We start from the raw sequence: 20,234 nt of genomic DNA on the forward strand, positions 1-20,234 counted from the left end.
TCAGCTGCCCCGATAGGTTGAATAGCCATAGGGCGAGACGAGCAGCGGCACGTGATAATGCCCGCCGTCCGGAGCGATTCCGAAATCGACCACCACTTCATCGAGAAATGGCGGGTCGGGCAACGCGACGCCAAGGCTGCGGAAATAGTCCGCCACGGCGAAACGGATTGCATAGCGTCCGGCTGCCAGGCCTTCCTGCATCAGATCCGGGCAGCGACCATCGACATTGGTCGTGCCACGCGCGATCTCGCCATGTGGACCGATCAGCGCCAGGGCGAGTCCGGCTGCAGGCCGCCCATGCATCGTATCGAGCACGTGGGTGGAAAGCGTGTTCATACCAGATCCTTGAGGCGAAGCGCCGTGATCTTGCCGATTTCGACGATGGCGGTGGCGATCTCGGTGTCGCGATCATTGCCGAGCCGCTCCTCCATCGCGGCGAGGATACCGGCCTTGTCGGTCAACCGCACGCAGATGATGAAGGGGAAATCGAAGCGTGCGCGATAGGCAGCGTTGAGTTCGTGGAAACGCTCATACTCCTCAGGAGTGAGCCGATCGAGCCCGGCCGAGGCCTGTTCGGCGGCGGATTCGGCGGTGAGCGTTCGGTCGATCGCTGCCTTGCCGGCGAGCTCGGGATGGGCACGGATCAGTTTCAGCTGGTCCTCGGGCGACGCCTCATGCACCACCGCCATCAGGCCGCTATGCACATCGGCCAAAGGCAGCCGCGCGGCGGCGCGCATCACCACCCAGGGGCTGTGCTCGAACAGCCCGCCATAATGCCGGATAAAGGCATCCGGATCGGTATCGATGATCACGAGGTCGATCCCTCGATCGAAACATGCGCTGATACGACCTTCCAGCCATCGGCGAACTTCACCCAGGACTGGCTCTGCCGGCCGCGCCGTTCGCTGCGCTCGCGGAAGAACTCGGCATTGGCGGTCGCGAAGCTGTCGCCATAGGTGGTGATCGCGATGCGACCGAGCCGCCGCCGCGGCGATCCGCCACGACCTTTGCGGAATTCGCGAATCGCATCGGCGCCGTACAGGACTTCGCCGACGCCGTAGCGCACCGTGGTGGGTGCATCGGCGAACAGCCGGTCCATCGCCGGCACATCGTCTGCCATCAATGCGCGCTCATATTCGTGGAACGCGGCAGTCACTTCAGCGAGAACAGCGGGATCGTCGATGATCATGCGGGGTGAGTCTCCATCCAGTGCCGGGCGATATCGATGCGGCGTGCGATCCAGGCATCGCCGCTGTCGATGACATGGTCGAGGAACTGGCCCACCGCGACCGCGCGGCCGGGCCGGCCGGCGATACGACCGTGCAGGCCGATCGACATCATCCGCCCGCCCTCTTCCTTCAATTGCTCGAATGTGTCGACGAGATAGCGGAAGAACTGAACGCCCTCGGTAAAGCCGTTGAGCGCGACCATCTTCATGTCATTGGCGTCGAGCGAATAAGGCACGATCAGCTGAGCGCGACCGTGGCGACGATCATAATAAGGCAGATCATCGGCATAGCTGTCGGCGTCGTAGAGAAACCCGCCTTCCTCAGCGACGATCCGCGCTGTGTTGGGCGAGGTGCGGCCCTGATACCAGCCGAGCGGGCGGGTGCCGGTGAACTGCGTATGCAGCGCGATCGCCTTGGCGACATGTTCGCGCTCGATGTCTTCAGGCACATATTGATAGTCGATCCAGCGATAGCCGTGGCTGGCGATTTCCCAATCGGCCCTGAGCATCGCCTCGACCGCAGCCGGGTTCATCTCCATGGCCGCCGCCACGCCGAAGATGGTGATCGGCACCTGGCGTTCAGTGAACAGCCGGTGGAGCCGCCAGAAACCGGCACGGCTGCCATATTCGTAGAGGCTCTCCATCGCCATCGCGCGCGCGGGATGGCTGGCGGCACCGACCATTTCGGAGAGAAAGGCTTCGGAGCCCTTGTCGCCGTTTAGGACGCTGTTCTCGGCGCCTTCCTCGTAATTGACGACGAAGTTGACGGCGATGCGGGCGCCATTCGGCCAGCGGGCATCGGGTGGCGTCGGGCCATAGCCGATGAGATCGCGGGCGCTCACTTAAGCCCCTCCCCTTCAGGGGAGGGGTTGGGGGTGGGGGACAAATTCGAACGTCCCCGTGACTCCCCCACCCCTTGCCCCTCCCCTGAAGGGGAGGGGTTAAGAAGGGACTGCGCGCTCATCCCTTCCACGCCCCCAGCGCCGCATCCACGCCAGCGCCCGCCGGGGTCGCGAACCCCTCAGCTCGCAACACCGCCTCGAGCGCGCTCATCGTGATCGCCACTTTGTGCTTCATGGCATTGTATCCCATCGCGCCGATCCGCCAGATCTTGCCCTGCAGCGGCCCGAAGGCGGCGCCGATCTCGATCTCGAAATCCTCGCGCATCCGCCGCCGCACCGCCTCGCCATCCACGCCGTCCGGGATGAGGATGCCGGTCACATTGGTCATCCGGTGGGCATCGTCGCCGAACACGGTGAGCCCCATCGCCCGCGCACCGGCGACGACCGCGCGACCCGCCGCCGCATGGCGAGCGAAGCGCGCCTCCAGCCCTTCGCCGAGCGCCACCCGGGCGCATTCGCGGGCGCCGTAGAGCATCGTCGTCGCCTCGGTATGATGATTGAGCCGCTTCTCGGACCAATAATCCATCACCATGGCGAGATCGAAATAATTGGAGCCGATCCGCGCGCCCGACCCATTGGCGATATCGTCGCGGACGATGCCCTTTTCGACATGACGACGCGCGGCGATGTGCTCGGCGGCACGATCCGAGATGGTGATCGGTGCCGATCCCGATGGTCCGCCAAGGCATTTCTGCAGGCCGCCGGTGACCACATCGACACCCCAGCCATCCGCCTCGATCGCCATGCCGCCGATCGTCGCGGTCGCATCGACATAGGAAAGCGCCCCCGCCGCGCGGCACAAGGCGCCCAGCCCGGCCAGCGGCTGCGCCATCGTCGTCGAGGTATCGCCATGCACGGCGGCAACGACCTTCGGCCCGGTCCGCTCGATCGCCGCCGCAATCGCGTCCATCGGCACCACCTCGCCCCAGGGCGCGTCGACCGTCTCGATCACGCCGCCGATCCGCTCGACGATCTCACGCAACAGCAATCCGAAGCGCCCGAAATTGACGATCAGCACGGTGTCGCCCGGCGCGATCAGGCTGACCAGAGCCGCCTCGATCGCGGCGCGCGCGGTGCCGTCGATCAGGAAGGTCCAATGGTTCTGCGTGCCGAAGATCGGGCGGTACAGCGCCATGACCTGGTTCATATAGGCAGTCATTTCGGGATCGAACTGGCCGAGCAGGTCCGCGGACATCGCGCGCAAGACACGCGGATGCGCGTTGACCGGGCCGGGGCCCATCAGCAACCGCTGGGGCGGATCGATCTCTCCGAACAGATCAGGCGTCAAAAGTCTCTCCAAGCTTGTCGATGAAGCCGAGCATCACCCTGAGCGCGCTCTCTACATCCGCCACTTTAACCGCCTCGGCCGGATTGTGGCTGATGCCGCCGGCGCAGCGGATGAACAGCATAGCGGTCGGGCAGAGCGATGCCATCACCATCGCATCATGGCCAGCGCCGCTGGCGAGGCGTCGCTCGGGCAGACCTTCGTCCGCCACGGCAGCAGCAAGCAGGCCGATCAGCTTCGGATCGCAGGGGCATGCGGAGAGCTCGTGTACCCGCTTTGCGACCAGCCCGACTCCCCGCCGCGCGCCGATCGTCTTCAGTTCAGCGAGGATCGCCTCCGCGGCAGCATCGCGGACAGCATGATCGAGCGCGCGGATATCGAGCGAGAAATCGACATGGCCGGGGATCACATTCACCGCGCCCGGCGTAACGTCCAGCCGCCCGACCGTCGCGACCAGATCGTCGGGACCCGCACTGCCGATCCGCTCAACCGCAAGCACCGCTTCAGCCGCTGCGGCCAGTGCATCGCGGCGGAGCGCCATCGACGTGGTCCCGGCGTGGCCCGCCATACCCTCGATCACCACCCGATAGCGCAGCTGCGCGGCGATGCCGGTGACGATGCCGACAGCGAGACCTTCCGCCTCGAGTGCGGGCCCCTGCTCGATATGCGCTTCGAGATAAGCGACCACCGAGCCTGGCGCGCGTGCCGCATCGGCGAAGCGCTCGGGCGGGAAGCGATTGTCGGCCAGCGCCTGGCCCACCGTCACGCCATCGCGGCCAATGACCGACAGGCTCGCCGGATCGAAGACGCCTGCGACCGCCCGGCTGGTCAGCATCGGCGCCGGAAAGCGCGAGCCCTCCTCGTCGCCGAACGCAATCACTTCGATCGCGAAGGGAAGGCGCTTGCCGCTCGCATTGAGTGCCGCGACGCACTCGATTCCGAGCATCACCCCAAGCGGCCCGTCATAGCGGCCCGCATCGTTGACGCTGTCGATATGGCTGCCGATCAGCAGCGCGGGCGCATCGGACGTTGTTCCCTCATAGCGCCCGATCAGATTGGTCGCCGCATCGGTGCGGACTGCCATGCCGGCCTCCGCCATCCAACCACCGATCGCCTCATGGGCGGCGGCAAAGGCTGGCGTCAGCCATGCCCGGAACAGACCGCCCTCCATATCGCTGTAGGGAGCGACGCCGAGCGCATCGCAGCGCGCCACCACTCTGGCGCCTCCCGTCACCACGCCGCCACCTGCCCGTCGCTGCGCGGATCCGTCGCGCCTTCGAGCACGCCGTTCGGATGGCGCACAATGGCGCCGGCATGGCCCATGGTCGATGTGAAGGCCGGCATCAGCTCGACCTGATGCCCGGCTGCACGCAGATCCTCATAGAGATCGAGCGCGAACCGATCCTCCATCTTCAGGCTGGTGCTGGAATCGCCCCAGGTCTTGCCGAGCAGCCAGCGGGGACGGCTGATCGCTTCCTGGAGGCCAATGCCGTACCGCGCATAGCGGCTGAAGATCGCCGCCTGGGTCTGGGGCTGGCCCTCGCCGCCCATGGTGCCATAGGCCATCACCCGCCCGTCATCGAAGCGCGCAAGCGCCGGGTTGAGCGTGTGGAAGGGCTTGCGGCCGGGCTTGAGCGCATTCCAGCCGCTATCCGCGAGCCGGAAGCTGCTGCCGCGATTCTGCCAGGTGATGCCGGTCTGCGGCAGCACCAGGCCCGAGCCGAACTCGAAATAGGTGCTCTGGATGCAGCTGACGACACGCCCCTGCGCGTCCGCGACGCCGAACCAGCACGTGTCGCCGGCCGAGGCCGGCTGCGGCCACGGTAGCGCGCGATCAATGTCGATCCGCATCGCCAGCGCATCGAGTTCGCTTGGGTTATCGAGCAGTTTTTGCGGGTCGAGCGTCATATAGGCGGGATCGCCGACATGCCGGTCTCGCAGCAGAAAGGCCTGTTTGGTCGCCTCGACCAGCCCGTGGATGTAATCGAACCCCTCCGCCTCGGCGGCGTTGAGGCGGTCGAACAAAGCGAGGATCAGCAAGGACGCCAGACCCTGGGTCGGCGGTGCGGTGTTGAACAGGGTCGCACCCGATACGCCGACGCTGAGCGGCGCCGGCCGGCCTGGCTGATGCGCTTCGAGATCGGCGGCCGTGACCGGACTGCCGAGCGTGGCGAGATCCGCGGCGATGATCGCGGCCAGAGAGCCGTCATAGAAGCTTTGCAACCCTTCCCGCGCCAGCCCGGTGAGGGTCGCGCCAAGAGCAGGTTGGCGCAGGACCTCACCTTCGATGAGCGGACGGCCTTGAGGCTCGAAGATCGCAGCCCAGGCACCGGGCTGTCCCCGCAACTCGGCGCCCTTTGCAGCTGCGATTTCCGCGCCGCCGCGCGTTACGACAACACCCTCTCGGGCGTGCTGAATGGCAGGCGCGAGCAAACGGCTGAGCGGCAATCCGCCACCATTGGTTTCCAATGCGGCCGCCCAGCCTGAGATCGTCCCCGCGACCGTGTTCGCCGCAAGCGGCCCGCGCCACGGAATCGAGTCCAGCCCAGCGTATAGCGACAGGTCGGCTGCCTGCGCCGCCGCCCCGCAGGCGTCGATCGCATGGGTGCGGCCATCGGGCTCGGCGATCAGCCAGAAGCCGTCGCCGCCGATCCCGGTCATATGCGGGTAGACGACCGCAAGGCAGGCAGCGACCGCGACCGCAGCCTCCACCGCATTGCCGCCATCCTGGAGCACACCAAGCCCGGCCTGCGCGGCATGATGATGCGGCGCGGTCACCATGCCGCGCAGGCTCCTTACTTCATGCTGCATCTTGGTCTTTTCGAATCGTACATCACCCTGTCATGATCCTAGTCGGGAAGACCGGCAACGAAGGCACGCACGACGGTCGCTGAATTGCCCGAGGCGAGCGCCATGAAGGTCACCATCTGATTGGGCCCGGCATCGCCGCCGGCAAGATCGGACAGGCTGCGAAAGGCAATGAACGGTACCGAATTGGCGAAGGCGACCTGCGCCACCGCGCCGCTCTCCATATCGAGCACCGAGGCGTGGAAGGTCGCGAAGAGATATTCGCGGTAACGCGCATTGTCGGCAAAGGCCGAACCGCTGATCCCCGCGCCGCCGACGACGATCTTCGGGGCCCGAGCAAGACAAGCGCTCGCCGCACTCGACGGCAGGCACCGTGCGAGCGGCGTTGCGGTCGCAACCTTGCGCGCGAGATCGAGCAGGGTTGGATCGGCGACGAACCAGCGACGCGGCACGGGCTTTTCAGTCGCGCTGCCGACCCGCACGTCGCGGGGAAACATCATACCGTAATTGGGAAGCTGATCCACCGTGCGGTGCTCGGGCGGCACCCATCCTTCGGGTGTTTCGCGGGCGAGCGACACCTCCATATATTGGTTCCAGCGCTCAGGCACGACGACATCGCCGATATCCAGCGCAGGGTTGATGCCGCCGGCGATGCCCGAAAATATGATCCGCTTCACGGCGAAGCGATCGAGCAGCAGCTGGGTCGTCATCGCTGCATTGACCATCGATACGCCGCTCTGGATCAGGATGACCGGCTTGCCTTCCATCGTTCCGGTCAGGATCGAGAGGCCGTTCACATGATGGGTGACCGGCGCCGAAACGCTGCCGACCATCGCATACCATTCCGGCGGAAAGGCAGTCATCACGGCAGTGCGGGGCGTCGCGTCGAGCTTCTGCGCAGCGGCCGGCGCGGCGGCGATGAGCATCAGCGCGAGCGCGATGAGGCGCCTCATGCCACTGCCAGCCATGCGAAGCGGATGACGAATAGCGCCGCGAGCACCAGCAGGAGCCAATCGGTTCGGGTGATCTTGCCCCGGAGCAGCTTCAGCAAGGCGTGGGCGGTGATGCCAAAGGCAAGGCCATTGGCGATCGAGAAGGTCAGCGGGATCATCACGACCGTCAGGAAGGCCGGAATCGCCGTTTCCGGATCATCCCATGCCACCTCGATGAGCGGCGACATCATCAACGCGCCGACCATGATCAGGGCCGGCGCGGTCGCTGCGAGCGGCACGAGCTGCGCATAGGGCGCGACGAACATCGCAGCGAGGAACAAAACCCCGGTGACGATCGCGGTCAGACCGGTGCGCCCACCCGCCTCCACGCCGGCTGCGCTTTCGACATAGGAGGTGACGGTGCTGGTGCCGGCACAGGCGCCGATCATTGTCGCGATCGCATCAGTGAAGAGCATTCGGTTGAGGCGGGGGATCTTGCCATCAGGACCGACCAGGCCCGCGCGCTTGGTCACTGCCACCAGCGTGCCGATATTGTCGAACAGGTCGACGAACAGGAAGACGAACAGGATCTCGAGCACCCCGAGCCCGTGTTTGCCGCCGCTGCCGAAGACGCCGCCGAGATCGAGCCGGAAAGCGGTCTCGGTCAGCGCCGCGACTGAATAGGGTTGAGGCGTGAACGTAACCAAGCCCATCAGCCAGCCGATCAACGTGGTCAGCACGATGCCGATCAGCACCGCGCCCTTGACGCGCCAGGCGCTCAGCACCGCTATGGTAACCAGGCCAATCAGGGCGAGCGCCGCGCCAGGCGCATGGAGATCGCCAAGGGCAACGCTGGTGGCCGGATTATTCACGACGATGCCGGCATTCTTCAGCCCGATAAAGCCGATGAACAGGCCGATGCCGCCCGCCACGGCCGCGAGCAGATGGGGCGGTATGGCAGCGAGGATCATCTGGCGTATGCCGGCCGCGGTGAGCAGCAGGAAGGCGACACCAGAGATCAGCACACAGCCCAGAGCCACCGGCCACGGCACGCCCATGCCTTGCACGACGGTGAAGCTGAAATAGGCGTTGAGCCCCATTCCCGGCGCGAGCGCGAGCGGGACATTGGCGATCGAGCCCATCAGGATGCTCGCAATCCCGGCCGCGAAGCAGGTCGCGGCAGCGACCGCGGCGACGGGCATGCCCGCCTGGCCGAGGATCGCCGGGTTGACGACGATGATATAGGCCATGGTCAGGAAGGTGGTCACGCCAGCGAGGACTTCAGTCCGCACATCCGTGCCGCGCCCGGCAAGGTCGAACCTCGCCGCCAGCCTGCTCGTCTTCGATTCCTGTGTAGTCGACATTGGCGGTCCCCCCGGCTACCCGATCCGCTCCCGCCGATTCCGGTCGGCGCCGGATTAAGCCGAGCATAGCGCGACTTTTCCCAAGCGGAAGGGGGTTCAGACGGGCGAGGTGAAGCCGGTCAGGCCATCGGCTTCGAGGCGCTCGGCCAATGCGAACAAAGCTGCCTCACGTCCAGGCGTCCCGACGAGCTGGAGGCCGAGCGGCAGTTGGCCGGGCCGGTATAAAGGCACGGCGATCACCGGCAGGCCGATGAAGCTCAGCGGCTGGGTCAGGCGCCCGAGATGCGCGCGGGCGGGCACGCGGGCGCCATCGACCGTGATGAAGGGATCGTCGATCCGCGGCGCCACCTCACCGACACAGGGGGCGATCAGCACATCGTGATGCTCGAACAAGGAGTCCACGGCCGCGCGAAAGGTTTCGCGGAAGGCCTGCGCGGCCAGATAATGCGCAGCAGGGAGCATCGCACCCGCCATCAACCGGTCACGCGTCGCCGGATCGAACTCGAGCGGGCGGCGGCGCAACTCGGGGAGGTGACGCGCGCCGCCTTCCGCCGCCGTCATCAGGAAGGCAGCCGAGCGGGCGCGGCCGACCTCGGGGAATTCGACGCGTGTCAGTCCGCCAAGATGCGCGTCGAGCAGGTCGATCGCGGCGGCGAGCTCGGGCGCCATATTGGCCTCGAACCAGCCGCCGAGACGGGCGACCCGGACCGGGGCGGCAGGGTGATCAGCGCCGCCGAGCACCTGCCATGCCAGCCTCAGGTCAGCGATCGACGTCGCGAAGGGGCCGATATCGTCGAAGCTGTCGACGAACGGGAACACTCCGCCCATCGGCAAGCTGCCATGCGCTGGCTTCAGGCCGTAGAGCCCGCAGAGCGCGGCGGGCACTCGGATCGAACCATTGGTGTCCGAGCCGAGCGTCAGCGGCAGCATGCCGCTGGCGACCGCGGCCGCCGAACCACCCGAGGAGCCGCCCGCGAGACGAGCGATGTCATGCGGGTTGTGCGTGGTGCCGAAGGCGGCGTTGACGGTCGCGAAACCATAGGCGAACTCGTCCATGTTGAGCGTCGCGACCAGTATGGCGCCTGCCGCACGCATCCGCGCGACCGCCTCGGCATCGGCGCTCGCCGGCGCTGCATCCCGCCGCATCGCCGCGCCCGCGGTGGTCGTTAGTCCGGCGACGTCGAACAGGTCCTTCACGCCGTACGGCACGCCGGCAAGCGGCCCGGGATCACCGCCGGCCGCGACAATCGTATCGACGGCGCGCGCTTCGGCCAGTGCTCGATCTTCGAGCAGGCGTGTGACCGCACCGATCGCGCCATCCCGCACTTTGATCCGCGCGATGGCGTCTTCAGCGAACGACAGCGCGGAGCGCGTGCCGCTGCGGACCGCTTCGGCGATTGCCCCCGCTGTCTCAGTCATCGAGATCGCCAACCAACCGCGCGTGCTCCGCGAGCAGCGCGAGATTGGCGCGGACGCCCGGCAGGCATTCGGGCGGCACGTCGAGATCGAGCAGCGCTCGTGCCGCTTCGACGATCGCGGCGTCGGTCATGGGATGAGGGTCGGACATGGCCTCAGCTTAGAACGAAAAGCCGGCGGCAACGCAAACCCATTGCGGGGCGGCACCGATCGCGCGAAGGGGCGATATGCTGAAACGCTTCCTCGTCCTGTTCGAGCCGTTCATCCTGACGCTGCTCGGAACCGTCATCCTCGCCTCGCTACTGCCGCCGCGCGGGGCCGCTGTGCCGGTGTTCGGGGCGATCGCCGACGCAGCGATCGTGCTGCTGTTCTTCCTCCACGGCGCCAAGCTGTCGCGCGAGGCGATCGTCGCCGGCGCAAAGAACTGGCGGCTGCATCTCGCGGTGTTCGCCTCCACCTATATCCTGTTCCCGATCTTCGGGCTTGGCATCGCCGCCCTGCCGTTTCTCGCGGCCCCGGTCGCGGGCGGTCTGTTGTTCCTGACGCTGCTGCCCTCGACGGTGCAGTCCTCGATTGCCTTCACAGCGATCGCGCGGGGCAATGTCGCGGCGGCAGTGTGCAGCGCTTCCTTCTCGAACCTGGTCGGCATCGTGCTGACGCCAGCGCTCGCGGCTCTGCTGATCCGTTCGGGCGGCAGCGCGAGCGTATCGTTTTCCTCGGTCGAGACGATCCTTCTGCAGCTGCTTCTGCCGTTCGTGCTCGGGCATTTGCTGCGGCCGGTGATCGGCAGCTTCGTCGCGCGGCAGAAGCGGCTGGTGACGATGGTCGATCGCGGATCGATCCTGCTGGTTGTGTACACCGCGTTCGGCGCTGCGGTGGTCGGGGGGATCTGGCACCAGATGTCGGTGGGGTCACTGGCGGTGATTCTTGCGGTCTGCTCGGTGTTGCTCGCCTTGGTGCTGCTCGCAACCTGGGGCACGGGGAAGCTGATGGGGCTTAGCCGTGAGGATGCGATCGTGCTTGTGTTCTGCGGGTCGAAGAAAAGCCTGGTTTCGGGCGTGCCGATGGCCGGCGTGCTGTTTCCGCCGGCGCAGGTGGGATTGGTCATCCTGCCGCTGATGCTGTTCCACCAGCTCCAGCTGATTGCGTGTGCTGTCATTGCCCGGCGTTACGCCGATGATCCGGTGGGTTGAATCAACGCCTGCTCACTTTCTCCCCTCCCGCTTGCGAGTGACCTGCGCCAACCGGGTCGGGATGGCCCCCGGCCATCCCTCAACCATGCCGGGGGCATGGTTGACCCGGCTGGTACTGGTCACTGGGTCGGGGGAGGGCCTGTCTTGAGGACAGCGTTTCCCGGACAGGCCCTCCCCTAGCCCCTCCCACAAGTGGGAGGGGGACTAAGTGAGAAGGGGATTAAGTGCGCGGGAGGATGATCTCGTCGATTGCGCGCGCCACGCCGTCCTGATCGTTGCCGGCTGTGGTGAAGTCCGCCTTGGCGCGAACCTCGGCCGGGCCCTGCCCCATCGCGACCGACAGGCCGGCGCGTTCGAACATCGCGACATCGTTGCCTTGATCGCCGATCACCGCGACCGCCTGGAGCGACGTTCCCATCGCCGCGGCCAGCAGCGTTACGCCATCGCCTTTGTTGGCGGCGAGCGCGGTCACGTCGAGATAATAGGTCTGGGACTGGACCACGGTTGCACGCGCGCCGATGGCGGCAGCGGCCTGCTTGTGGAGGCCACTCAGCAGCGCGGGGTCGTCGCTGACGAAGGTGAGCTTGTCGGCACGGTTATACAGGCTCGTGAAATCACTGGTGACGATCGGCGCCTGGTTCGAGGCGATGCGCTCGCTATCGACATGATGACCCTGATCCGTACTCGCATACCAGCGATCGTCGGCGAACACCCACCGATCGACAGCGGCATCGGCCACCAGATCGAACATGGCGCGCACGATATCGGGGTCGAGCCGGTGCTGCTCCATCACCGTGCCATCGCGGCGGAAGATGGTGCCGCCGTTAAAGGCGCCCATCGGGTCGTCGATCGCCAGTGTGTCGGCGATCGGCATCATTCCCGAGCGCGGCCGCGCGCTGATGATCGTGAAGCCGACCCCCGCCGCGCGGAGCCGCTTGACCGCCGCAGCCGTCCCCGGCGTCAGCTTCTTGTTCTTGTCGACCAATGTACCGTCAACGTCCGAAACGACGAGCCGTACCGGCTCGCTCATTGCGGCATCTCGACATGGCCGCCGAACCCGAAGCGCATCGCCGAGAGCAATTTGTCGCCAAAAGTGTGATCGACCCGGCTGCGATAGCGGGCGAACAAGGCGGCCGAGAGGACATTGACCGGCACCGCCTCTTCCATCGCTGCCTCGATCGTCCAATGGCCTTCGCCCGAATCAGCGACCTTGCCGGAGAATTTCTCGAGCTGCTGATCCTGCGCGAGCGCGGAAGCGGAGAGATCGAGCAGCCAGGACGAGATGACGCTGCCGCGCCGCCATACCTCAGCGATGTCAGTGAGATTGAGATCGAAGCGCTCGTCCTCGGGCAGCTTGTCCGACGACTTGCCCTTCAGGATGTCGAAGCCTTCGGCATAGGCCTGCATCAGGCCGTATTCGATGCCGTTATGGACCATCTTGACGAAATGCCCCGCGCCGGCCGGGCCGGCATGGATATAGCCCTTTTCGGCGCGCGGATCCTCGCCTTCATTCTCCATCCGGTTCGGGGTGCGGGGAATGGTACCGAGCCCGGGTGCGAGCGCCTCCAGGATCGGATCCAACGAATCGACCGCCGCCTTTTCACCGCCGACCATCATGCAATAGCCGCGCTCAAGCCCCCAGACTCCGCCCGAGGTGCCGACATCGACATAGCGGATGCCCTTTTCGGCCAGCGCCTTGGAGCGGCGGATATCGTCCTTGTAGAAGGTGTTGCCGCCATCGATGATGATATCGCCCTCGCCGCTGAAGCCGGCGAGCGTCTCGATCGTCTGCTCGGTCGGATCGCCGGCGGGGAGCATCACCCAGAAGATCGCAGGCTTTGCGAGCTTTGCGTGCAGGTCCTCGAGCGACTCGGCACCGACAGCACCCTGGCCGACGATATCGGCAATGGCCTTCGCGTCGCGATCATAGACGACCGTCTCATGTCCCGCCCGCATCAGCCTTAGCGCGATATTGCCGCCCATCCGGCCGAGGCCGATGATTCCGATACGCATACATGTCTCTCCGGATGGGGGGTGATCAGTCAGGCCGCCGTTTCGGGATGCTTGGCGGCGATCGCGCCGAGCAGATCGTCGAATGCCTTGGAGAAGGAGGCGACGCCTTCCTCGACCAGGGTATCGGTGACGCCGTTCAGGTCGAGACCGAGTCGCTCGGCCTCAGCGAGAACATGGCGGGCGCCATCGACATCGGCAGTCAGCGTATCGGCAACGGTGCCGCGAGCGCGGAATGCATCCAGCGTCTTGGGCGGCACGGTGTTGATTGTGTCCTTGCCGATCAGCGTGTCGAGATAGAGCGTATCGGGATAATCGGGGTTCTTGGTGCCGGTCGAGGCCCAGAGCAGCCGCTGCGGCATCGCGCCCTTGCCGGCGAGCGCCTGCCAGCGGTCCGAGGCGATGAACTCTTCGTACCAGGCATAAGCGAGCTTGGCGTTGGCGATGGCGACCTTGCCGCGCACTGCCTTCAGCGCCTCGGATTCGGCGTCGCCCGCCTTGATCCGCGCGTCGATCGCATCGTCGATCTTGGTGTCGATCCGGCTGACGAAGAAGCTCGCCACGCTGGCGATCTTGTCGATCGGCTCGCCCTTTGCGACCCGCTGCTCGAGCCCTTCGACAAAGGCGAGGGCGACTGCCTTGTAGGCCTCGATCGAGAACAGCAACGTCACATTGACGTTGATGCCGGCCGCGATCGTTGCAGCGATTGCCGGCGTGCCTGCGAGCGTGCCCGGAATCTTGATCATCAGATCGGGCCGGTCGACCAGCCGCCACAGCTTCGCGGCTTCAGCGATCGTGCCGTCGGTGTCGTTGGCGAGATAGGGCGAGACTTCGAGGCTGACATAGCCGTCCTTGCCGCCGAGGCGATCATAGACCGGGCGCAGCGTATCGGCGGCCGCCTGGATGTCCTGGATGGCGAGATGCTCATAACGGTCCATCGCCGGCGCGCCGGGATGCTCCCGATCGAACTCGGCGAGCGCGGCGTCATAGGCAGTGCCGTGGCCCATCGCCTTTTCGAAGATCGACGGGTTCGAGGTGACGCCGGTCAGCCCATCCTCGTCGATCAGCTTCTGAAGGCCGCCTTCAGCCAGGAACTTGCGATCGACGAAATCGAGCCAGACTGCCTGGCCCCGGGCGGTGAGATCCTTGATGAGGCTCATGATCAATCCTTTCCGAGCAATTCGCGCGCGACCTTGACGACATTGTCGACAGTGAAACCGAACTTGTCCTGCAGCTTCGCGATCGGGGCGGATGCGCCGAAGGTCGACATCGTCACCGTCCTGCCGTCCAGCCCGACATAGCGATCCCAGCCGAGCTCGCCGCCCATCTCGATCGCAACGCGCGCCTTGACCGATTTGGGCAGGACACTGTCCTTGTACGCCTGATCCTGCAGCTCGTAGCGGAACCAGCTCGGCATCGAGACAACGCGCGAACGCACGCCCTGTGCCGTCAGCGCCTCATGCGCCGCGACGGCAAGCGAGACCTCGCTGCCGGTGGCGATCAGGATCAGTTCGGGATCAGCATCGCCCGCGAGGATATACGCACCCTTCATCAGCCCTTCGGCCGAGGCATATTTGGTGCGATCGAGCGTCGGCAAGGCCTGGCGCGAGAAAATGAGGCTGGTCGGCCGGTGCTTGTGCTCAAGCGCTGCGCGCCAGGCCCAGGCGACCTCATTGGCGTCGCCCGGGCGGATCGTGTCGAGCCCGGGGATCGCGCGCAGCGTTGCGAGGTGCTCGATCGGCTGATGGGTCGGGCCATCCTCGCCGACACCGATCGAATCATGGGTGAAGACGAAGATCGAGGGAAGTTCCATGATCGCAGCTAGCCGGATCGGCGGGCGCATATAATCGGCAAAGACCATGAAGGTTGAGCCGTAGGCGCGCAGATGAGTCAGCGCCATGCCGTTCACGACCGCGCCCATGCCGTGCTCGCGCACGCCGAAATGGAAGTTGCTGCCGTCATAGCTGCCGGCCTCGAACGAGGGTTTGCCCTTGACGTCGGTCTTGGTCGAGGGCGCGAGATCGGCCGAGCCGCCGACCAGATAGGGCACGCGATTGGCGATTGCGTTGAGGACCTTGCCGCCGGCATCGCGCGAGGCGATGCCCTTTTCGTCAGCGTCGAACACCGGGATATCGGCATCCCAGCCATCGGGCAGGTCGCCGGCGAGGAGAAGGTCGATCTCTTTGGCGAGATCGCCGTTCGCGGCGCGATAGGAGGCGAACATTGCCTCCCATGCCTCGCGAAGCGGGCGGCCGCGATCGGCGATCGCCCCCTCGAAATGCTCGGCGACGCCGTCCGGCACGAGGAACTGCGCGTCCTCGGGCCAGCCATAGGCTTTCTTGGTCTCGCGGATATTGTCGGCACCGAGCGGCTCGCCGTGTGCCTTTTCGCTGCCGGCACGTGGGCTGCCCCAGCCGATGACCGAATGGACGACGATGAAGGTCGGGCGATCATTGGTTGCCCTGAACTCGGCGAAAGCGGCCGTGAGCGCAGCGCAATCATTGGCGTCGTTCACATGGATGACGTTCCAGCCATAGGCTTCGAAGCGCTTGCCGACATCCTCGTCGAACGCGAGATTGGTCGCGCCTTCGATGCTGATCAGGTTGCTGTCGTAGATCCAGCACAGGTTCGACAGCTTGAGGTGGCCGGCGAGGCTGGCCGCCTCGGCCGAGACGCCTTCCATCATGTCGCCATCGCCACACAGCGCGTAGACGTCATGATCGAACAGATCGAAGCCGGGCTTGTTGTAGCGCGCGGCGAGCCAGCGCTCGGCGATCGCCATGCCGACTGAATTGCCGCAGCCGGCACCGAGCGGGCCGGTGGTGGTCTCGACGCCGGTGGTGTGGCGATATTCGGGATGGCCGGGCGTCTTCGAGCCGAGCTGGCGGAAATTCTCGATATCGTCGAGGCTGACCGCGAGATTGCCGGTCTTGTTGCCGTCGCGATCGACCTCCTTCACGCCGGCAAGGTGCAGCAGCGAATAGAGCAGCATCGAGGCGTGGCCGACCGAGAGCACGAAGCGATCGCGGTTGGGCCAATCGGGCTTGTCGGGATCGGTGCGGAGGAATTGCGACCAGAGCGTATAGCCGACCGGGGCGAGCGCCATCGGCGTGCCGGGATGGCCCGAATTCGCCTTCTGCACCGCGTCCATCGAGAGGGTGCGGATCGTGTCGATCGCGAGGCGCGCGGGCGAGCCGTCTTCGTGCAGGCCGGGAACCGGGGCACTGGTCGTGGCGACATCTGACATGAAAATTCGCTTTCGTAGCTATGGGTGCCGAACGCCAGGCGGTGCCGGAGGTTGCCTGGGCTCGAGCCGAATGACGCGGTCGCCATCGCCGATATAGGCGCAATCGACCTCGTCAAGGAAAAGGCCGTGGCCGAGCGCGCCGGGAAGCGCTGAAAGATGCGCAGCGAGGGCGGAAGGGTCTGGCATTTCGGGAAATATGCAATCCGCGATGAGATTGCCCTGATCAGTTAGATAGTCCGGGCGAAGCGTGACGCGGGCACCGAGCGCTTCGAGTCGCGCCGCGACAAAGGCGCGGGCGAAGGGGAGAATCTCGACCGGCAGCTTCGCCCGGCCGATCCGCTCGACGCGTTTCGAAGCATCGGCGATGACGATCATCCGGCGCGAGGCGGCAGCGACGATTTTCTCGCGGAGCATCGCCCCGCCGGCGCCCTTGATCGCGAACAGCCGGTCGTCGATCTCGTCGGCGCCGTCGATGGTGAGATCGACCGCTTCCACCTCGGCAAAGTCGAGCAGGGCGATGCCGGCCGACCGTGCAGCCTCTTCGCTGCGGCGCGAGGTCGCGACGGCGCGGATGTCGAGGCCGGCGCGGACAAGCTCGCCGAGCCGCGCGATCGCGAAGGCGGCCGTCGAGCCGGTACCGAGACCAACCAGCATGCCGGGGCGGACCTCCTCCACCGCGGCGAAGGCAGCGGCGCGCTTCTCGTCATCGATCATCATCGTTCCGCCGCTGGCCAGGGGCCTCCGATAGCAAGAGGTACCGCAATCGCGCCAGTCATGCCGGCCAAACACGGTCGCTATAGAGAATTTCAGGCGCGGGTTGAATCGCGTGGACGAGCCCGCGGTGCGGTGTTGGACGAGTGACATAATTCGGTGCGGATTTCGGCCCCCTGCAAGGGGTTTACGAGGGGAATATGGGGAAAAGGGCGCTGGCATGTTGGAGAATTATGTCATGCCCCTAGGGGGGGTCGGGTGCCAGTCAGGCGATGAGGCGCGGCACCTGGAGACGCGCGGGAGAGCAGCGCTTTTCAAGGCTTTATTCAAAATGTCATGCGGGGCGCTGACATTTCCTGTCTGTACAGAACATTGTACAACCTTTTCGAGGACCGAGAGTTCCGGTGGAAGGCGCCGGGGAAAAAGGACCTGGGACAAACCGGGCAGCGCAAGATTGTGCTGGCGGCGAGCGCGCGGTTCGACAAAAGGGCACGCATGATCGAAAAGCTCCTGACCTTCCTCGCCAGTTTCGCGATCGCCGTGATTTCGGGCGGCGGCTATCTCGGCATCATGCTGCTGATGGCGATCGAATCGGCGTGCATTCCGCTTCCGTCGGAAATCATCATGCCGTTCGCCGGCTATCTCGTCTCGACGGGCACGTTCAACCTGTATCTCGCGGCGACCGCAGGCGCGATCGGCTGCAATCTCGGCTCGATCGTCGGCTATGAGGTCGGCAAGCGGGGCGGGCGGCCACTCGCCGAGCGCTGGGGCCGGTATGTGCTGATCGGGCCAGGCGAACTCGACGCCGCTGACCGCTTCTTCGAGCGATTCGGTTCCATCGCGGTGCTGATCGGGCGGCTGCTGCCGGTGATCCGGTCGTTCATCGCCTTCCCGGCGGGCGTGGCGCGGATGCGGCTGGTGCCGTTCCACATCTACACATTCATCGGCTCATGGCCGTGGTGCTTCGGGCTCGCCTGGGTCGGCATGAAGCTCGGCGACAAATGGAACAGCGATCCGCGAATCAAGGCAGCTTTCCACAGCGCCGACGCCGTGATCGCGGTCGTGCTGGTGGCGGCGGTGGGATTCTATATCTGGCACCGGGTGCGCGGATTGAAGGCGAAGCGCTGAGGCAGCGCTCGCCGCACGGAGCCGCTCAGGCTTAAGTGATTAGCCGCGTTCGGCTTTCGCAGCCTGGTTGACCAGGGCGCGACCGACGGTCTCTTCGGCGCTGATGGCCATGATTTCCCAGGTCCGCGCCGAGCGCTCATGCATCTCGCGACGGTTCGGGAGGTTCGTGTTGGCGGCAGCGGCGCGCTGAGCGGCAGCGTTCGCGCGATAGGTTTCGATGACGGTCATGCGCCCCCATATTGGCGATGCGGCGTCAGGATCAATAGATTAATTGAGATCATGCGACAGATAGCAGCGGCAATGCCACTTTTTCGATGAATTACCGCGTCGTAAGCAAGGTCAGTGCGTCACCAGCCTGCCATGGCGGTACACGAAGCATTGCCTGCAGGAACAGCGGCGACTCCTGATGGCGTGTCAGCCAGGCCTTGAGTCGCGGCAGGGACTGCGCCTCGAACCAGCTCTGGTCTGTCGCGGCGAACTGCCGAACGAACGGCATGATCGCGATATCAGCGAAAGACCGGGGTTCGCGGCAGAGATTCGCATGCTCCGCGAGTCGGGCTTCAAGTGAGGCGAGAAAAGCCAACCCCATCGCGCGATCCTCAGCCGGATCGGAGCCATGACGGTCCGGATATTTGTAACGATCCAGATGATGTTTGAACGGACCATCATTTTCAGCGACGAGCACAGCGTCGTCAGCGCTGAGCCAGTCTTCGGGATCATTTCGCGCGAGCGCCCAGCGCATGATGTCGAGGCTCTCGTCGATCACCTGACCATCCGGCAAGGCCAGCACCGGAACGGTCGCCTTTGCCGAAGCCTCTATCATCTCAACGGGCTTTGCGCGCAGGGCGACCTCGCGCAGCACGCAGGTCTGCCCGCTGACCAGAAGCGCCATACGGGCGCGCATGGCATAGGGGCAGCGCCTGAAGCTGTAGAGGGTCGGAAGCTCCGCCGCAGGTTCGGCGGCTTCACCGGTCATGCGTTTTGGCCAGAGCAATGCCGGCGAGATTCTGCGATCGCCCGATGTGCCGGATACGCAGGGGCGGCCCGGCAGCGGCGAGTTGCCGGAAGTTTTCGAGATGAGCCTGGAGGTTCGCGCTTCGACATTTCGAGGTGCCATTGGCCTGATCGACGACCATCGCTGAATCACCGACCAGGACGAAATCCGGCTCGTCCAGCGATCGCGCTATGCGGATCGCCTCGAGGAGGGCCAGCCATTCGGCATCGCCGCTGGTGCCATGGCCGAGATCATGGGTGATATAGCTTCGCCCGCGCACGACGATGGCGATTTCCATCATCCCGGGGTTCGGACGGCAGCCGCCATCGAAGAATATCCTGAGCCTGGATGTGGGCATTCCGCTTTCAACCAGATCCTATGCGGGACCAGAGGCCGGCTTCTGATCGACCGGCCCGCACAGACCCGCCCGATTGAGCAGCTCAGTCAGATCCTGCACCGCGATCGTGAGTTGCAGGACCTCCGTCTCGCGCAGCTGATCGAGCTTCTGGTGGAGCGATTCGATCTCGAGCTCGGCCTTGATGTTGATCTGGTAATCGGTTTCCGCGGCGCGGCGATCGATATCCTGTTGCCGGTTCTGGCTCATCATGATGAACGGCGCGGCATAGGCCGCCTGGAACGACAGAGCGAGGTTGAGCAGGATGAAGGGATAGGGATCCCAGCGCTGGACATAGGCAGTGACGTTCAGCACGATCCAGAACAACAGGATCGTCGTCTGGATGATGATGAAGCGCCATGAGCCCATGGTCGATGCCACGGTATCGGCGATCTTCTGACCGGTCGTGAGCAGCGGCGCGGCACCGTCTGTTTCGCCCGGTTTTGTCCGGACGGTGCGGCGCACCTGGCGCAGCTCGTCGAGCAGCGCCTGCTCCGCTTCCTGAATCCCATGGCCAATGGCTTGAGTCATTCCGTCCGCCTCCCCCGCATATTCGCGGCGCGAGCTTAAGGGCGAGGCGGTTTCGCGTCGCGTTAATTTATCGTCATGAAAGTCGCTGAGG

The 20,234-nt window shown here is 65.3% G+C and carries 22 protein-coding genes; 2 read left to right on the top strand and 20 right to left on the bottom strand.

Features of this window, described 5'->3' with window-relative positions:
• The 11 genes from uraH to AC1DVS_RS00530 form a co-directional block, all read right to left on the bottom strand.
• Positions 1-336 (bottom strand): hydroxyisourate hydrolase, encoded by a 336-nt coding sequence (gene uraH / locus AC1DVS_RS00480; RefSeq protein WP_478019282.1) that lies wholly within the window; start codon positions 334-336, stop codon positions 1-3.
• Positions 333-812, bottom strand: a complete 480-nt coding sequence (uraD, locus tag AC1DVS_RS00485) for a 2-oxo-4-hydroxy-4-carboxy-5-ureidoimidazoline decarboxylase (RefSeq protein WP_478019284.1) — start codon at positions 810-812, stop codon at positions 333-335. The genes uraH and uraD overlap by 4 nt, the downstream gene beginning before the upstream one ends.
• Positions 809-1,189, bottom strand: a complete 381-nt coding sequence (gene hpxZ, locus AC1DVS_RS00490; RefSeq protein ID WP_478019286.1) for an oxalurate catabolism protein HpxZ — start codon at positions 1,187-1,189, stop codon at positions 809-811. The genes uraD and hpxZ overlap by 4 nt, the downstream gene beginning before the upstream one ends.
• A complete protein-coding gene (gene puuE, locus AC1DVS_RS00495; protein ID WP_478019288.1) occupies positions 1,186-2,070 on the bottom strand; it encodes an allantoinase PuuE in 885 nt (294 codons plus the stop codon). The genes hpxZ and puuE overlap by 4 nt, the downstream gene beginning before the upstream one ends.
• Before the next feature lie 118 nt (positions 2,071-2,188).
• Entirely contained in the window at positions 2,189-3,370 is a 1,182-nt protein-coding gene (locus AC1DVS_RS00500) for a pyridoxal-phosphate-dependent aminotransferase family protein (protein ID WP_478021185.1), read from the bottom strand.
• A gap of 37 nt (positions 3,371-3,407) precedes the next feature.
• A complete protein-coding gene (locus AC1DVS_RS00505; protein WP_478019290.1) occupies positions 3,408-4,652 on the bottom strand; it encodes an allantoate amidohydrolase in 1,245 nt (414 codons plus the stop codon).
• Positions 4,646-6,226 carry a gamma-glutamyltransferase family protein gene (locus AC1DVS_RS00510; protein ID WP_478019292.1) on the bottom strand — a complete coding sequence of 527 codons (1,581 nt, stop codon included), beginning with the start codon at positions 6,224-6,226 and terminating at the stop codon, positions 4,646-4,648. Before AC1DVS_RS00510 ends, AC1DVS_RS00505 begins: the two co-directional genes overlap by 7 nt.
• Before the next feature lie 38 nt (positions 6,227-6,264).
• Complete coding sequence (locus tag AC1DVS_RS00515; RefSeq protein WP_478019293.1) at positions 6,265-7,176, bottom strand: 5'-methylthioadenosine/S-adenosylhomocysteine nucleosidase; 912 nt, start codon at positions 7,174-7,176, stop codon at positions 6,265-6,267.
• Complete coding sequence (locus tag AC1DVS_RS00520; protein WP_478019295.1) at positions 7,173-8,519, bottom strand: NCS2 family permease; 1,347 nt, start codon at positions 8,517-8,519, stop codon at positions 7,173-7,175. The genes AC1DVS_RS00515 and AC1DVS_RS00520 overlap by 4 nt, the downstream gene beginning before the upstream one ends.
• A 96-nt stretch (positions 8,520-8,615) precedes the next feature.
• Entirely contained in the window at positions 8,616-9,938 is a 1,323-nt protein-coding gene (locus AC1DVS_RS00525; protein WP_478019297.1) for an AtzE family amidohydrolase, read from the bottom strand.
• Complete coding sequence (locus AC1DVS_RS00530) at positions 9,931-10,086, bottom strand: AtzG-like protein (protein WP_478019299.1); 156 nt, start codon at positions 10,084-10,086, stop codon at positions 9,931-9,933. The genes AC1DVS_RS00525 and AC1DVS_RS00530 overlap by 8 nt, the downstream gene beginning before the upstream one ends.
• A gap of 76 nt (positions 10,087-10,162) precedes the next feature.
• Here AC1DVS_RS00530 and AC1DVS_RS00535 point away from each other — a divergent pair, with 76 nt between their 5' ends.
• Positions 10,163-11,128, top strand: a complete 966-nt coding sequence (locus AC1DVS_RS00535) for a bile acid:sodium symporter family protein (protein ID WP_478019301.1) — start codon at positions 10,163-10,165, stop codon at positions 11,126-11,128.
• A gap of 220 nt (positions 11,129-11,348) precedes the next feature.
• Here the strand turns inward: AC1DVS_RS00535 and AC1DVS_RS00540 are convergent, their stop codons facing one another.
• Genes AC1DVS_RS00540 through rpiA form a run of 5 tightly spaced genes read right to left on the bottom strand, consistent with a single transcriptional unit; the run spans position 11,349 to position 17,099 of the window.
• Positions 11,349-12,158: a Cof-type HAD-IIB family hydrolase gene (locus tag AC1DVS_RS00540; protein WP_478019303.1), complete on the bottom strand. Its 810-nt coding sequence runs from the start codon at positions 12,156-12,158 to the stop codon at positions 11,349-11,351.
• A complete protein-coding gene (gene gnd, locus AC1DVS_RS00545; RefSeq protein WP_478021187.1) occupies positions 12,155-13,225 on the bottom strand; it encodes a phosphogluconate dehydrogenase (NAD(+)-dependent, decarboxylating) in 1,071 nt (356 codons plus the stop codon). Before gnd ends, AC1DVS_RS00540 begins: the two co-directional genes overlap by 4 nt.
• Positions 13,171-14,298, bottom strand: coding sequence for a transaldolase (gene tal, locus AC1DVS_RS00550; protein ID WP_478019305.1), 1,128 nt, complete (start codon positions 14,296-14,298; stop codon positions 13,171-13,173). The genes gnd and tal overlap by 55 nt, the downstream gene beginning before the upstream one ends.
• 2 nt (positions 14,299-14,300) lie before the next feature.
• Positions 14,301-16,385, bottom strand: a complete 2,085-nt coding sequence (gene tkt, locus AC1DVS_RS00555) for a transketolase (protein ID WP_478019307.1) — start codon at positions 16,383-16,385, stop codon at positions 14,301-14,303.
• Positions 16,386-16,403: 18 nt separating this feature from the next.
• On the bottom strand, positions 16,404-17,099 hold the full coding sequence (gene rpiA, locus AC1DVS_RS00560) for a ribose-5-phosphate isomerase RpiA (RefSeq protein ID WP_478021189.1): 696 nt from the start codon (positions 17,097-17,099) through the stop codon (positions 16,404-16,406).
• 492 nt (positions 17,100-17,591) lie between these two features.
• Between rpiA and AC1DVS_RS00565 the strand changes: the two genes are divergently transcribed.
• Positions 17,592-18,224 carry a DedA family protein gene (locus AC1DVS_RS00565; protein WP_478019308.1) on the top strand — a complete coding sequence of 211 codons (633 nt, stop codon included), beginning with the start codon at positions 17,592-17,594 and terminating at the stop codon, positions 18,222-18,224.
• 39 nt (positions 18,225-18,263) lie between these two features.
• Here the strand turns inward: AC1DVS_RS00565 and AC1DVS_RS00570 are convergent, their stop codons facing one another.
• From AC1DVS_RS00570 to AC1DVS_RS00585, 4 genes are all read right to left on the bottom strand, one after another.
• Positions 18,264-18,452 (bottom strand): hypothetical protein, encoded by a 189-nt coding sequence (locus tag AC1DVS_RS00570; protein WP_478019310.1) that lies wholly within the window; start codon positions 18,450-18,452, stop codon positions 18,264-18,266.
• Positions 18,453-18,543: 91 nt separating this feature from the next.
• Complete coding sequence (locus AC1DVS_RS00575; protein WP_478019312.1) at positions 18,544-19,200, bottom strand: glutathione S-transferase; 657 nt, start codon at positions 19,198-19,200, stop codon at positions 18,544-18,546.
• On the bottom strand, positions 19,190-19,576 hold the full coding sequence (locus AC1DVS_RS00580) for a reverse transcriptase-like protein (protein ID WP_478019314.1): 387 nt from the start codon (positions 19,574-19,576) through the stop codon (positions 19,190-19,192). The genes AC1DVS_RS00575 and AC1DVS_RS00580 overlap by 11 nt, the downstream gene beginning before the upstream one ends.
• Before the next feature lie 18 nt (positions 19,577-19,594).
• A complete protein-coding gene (locus AC1DVS_RS00585) occupies positions 19,595-20,143 on the bottom strand; it encodes a DUF1003 domain-containing protein (protein WP_478019316.1) in 549 nt (182 codons plus the stop codon).
• Positions 20,144-20,234: the final 91 nt, after the last annotated feature.

The sequence above is a fragment of the Sphingomonas sp. P3_C5 genome (assembly GCF_056402635.1).

Bases quoted from the DNA above. Each gene is read 5' to 3' on its own strand.
- uraH (WP_478019282.1), bottom strand. From the start codon at position 336: ATGAACACGCTTTCCACCCACGTGCTCGATACGATGCATGGGCGGCCT.
- hpxZ (WP_478019286.1), bottom strand. From the start codon at position 1,189: ATGATCATCGACGATCCCGCTGTTCTCGCTGAAGTGACTGCCGCGTTC.
- AC1DVS_RS00500 (WP_478021185.1), bottom strand. From the start codon at position 3,370: ATGGGCCCCGGCCCGGTCAACGCGCATCCGCGTGTCTTGCGCGCGATG.
- AC1DVS_RS00510 (WP_478019292.1), bottom strand. From the start codon at position 6,226: ATGCAGCATGAAGTAAGGAGCCTGCGCGGCATGGTGACCGCGCCGCAT.
- AC1DVS_RS00515 (WP_478019293.1), bottom strand. From the start codon at position 7,176: ATGAGGCGCCTCATCGCGCTCGCGCTGATGCTCATCGCCGCCGCGCCG.
- AC1DVS_RS00520 (WP_478019295.1), bottom strand. From the start codon at position 8,519: ATGTCGACTACACAGGAATCGAAGACGAGCAGGCTGGCGGCGAGGTTC.
- AC1DVS_RS00525 (WP_478019297.1), bottom strand. From the start codon at position 9,938: ATGACTGAGACAGCGGGGGCAATCGCCGAAGCGGTCCGCAGCGGCACG.
- AC1DVS_RS00530 (WP_478019299.1), bottom strand. From the start codon at position 10,086: ATGTCCGACCCTCATCCCATGACCGACGCCGCGATCGTCGAAGCGGCA.
- AC1DVS_RS00535 (WP_478019301.1), top strand. From the start codon at position 10,163: ATGCTGAAACGCTTCCTCGTCCTGTTCGAGCCGTTCATCCTGACGCTG.
- AC1DVS_RS00540 (WP_478019303.1), bottom strand. From the start codon at position 12,158: ATGAGCGAGCCGGTACGGCTCGTCGTTTCGGACGTTGACGGTACATTG.
- tal (WP_478019305.1), bottom strand. From the start codon at position 14,298: ATGAGCCTCATCAAGGATCTCACCGCCCGGGGCCAGGCAGTCTGGCTC.
- tkt (WP_478019307.1), bottom strand. From the start codon at position 16,385: ATGTCAGATGTCGCCACGACCAGTGCCCCGGTTCCCGGCCTGCACGAA.
- rpiA (WP_478021189.1), bottom strand. From the start codon at position 17,099: ATGATCGATGACGAGAAGCGCGCCGCTGCCTTCGCCGCGGTGGAGGAG.
- AC1DVS_RS00565 (WP_478019308.1), top strand. From the start codon at position 17,592: ATGATCGAAAAGCTCCTGACCTTCCTCGCCAGTTTCGCGATCGCCGTG.
- AC1DVS_RS00570 (WP_478019310.1), bottom strand. From the start codon at position 18,452: ATGACCGTCATCGAAACCTATCGCGCGAACGCTGCCGCTCAGCGCGCC.
- AC1DVS_RS00575 (WP_478019312.1), bottom strand. From the start codon at position 19,200: ATGACCGGTGAAGCCGCCGAACCTGCGGCGGAGCTTCCGACCCTCTAC.
- AC1DVS_RS00580 (WP_478019314.1), bottom strand. From the start codon at position 19,576: ATGCCCACATCCAGGCTCAGGATATTCTTCGATGGCGGCTGCCGTCCG.
- AC1DVS_RS00585 (WP_478019316.1), bottom strand. From the start codon at position 20,143: ATGACTCAAGCCATTGGCCATGGGATTCAGGAAGCGGAGCAGGCGCTG.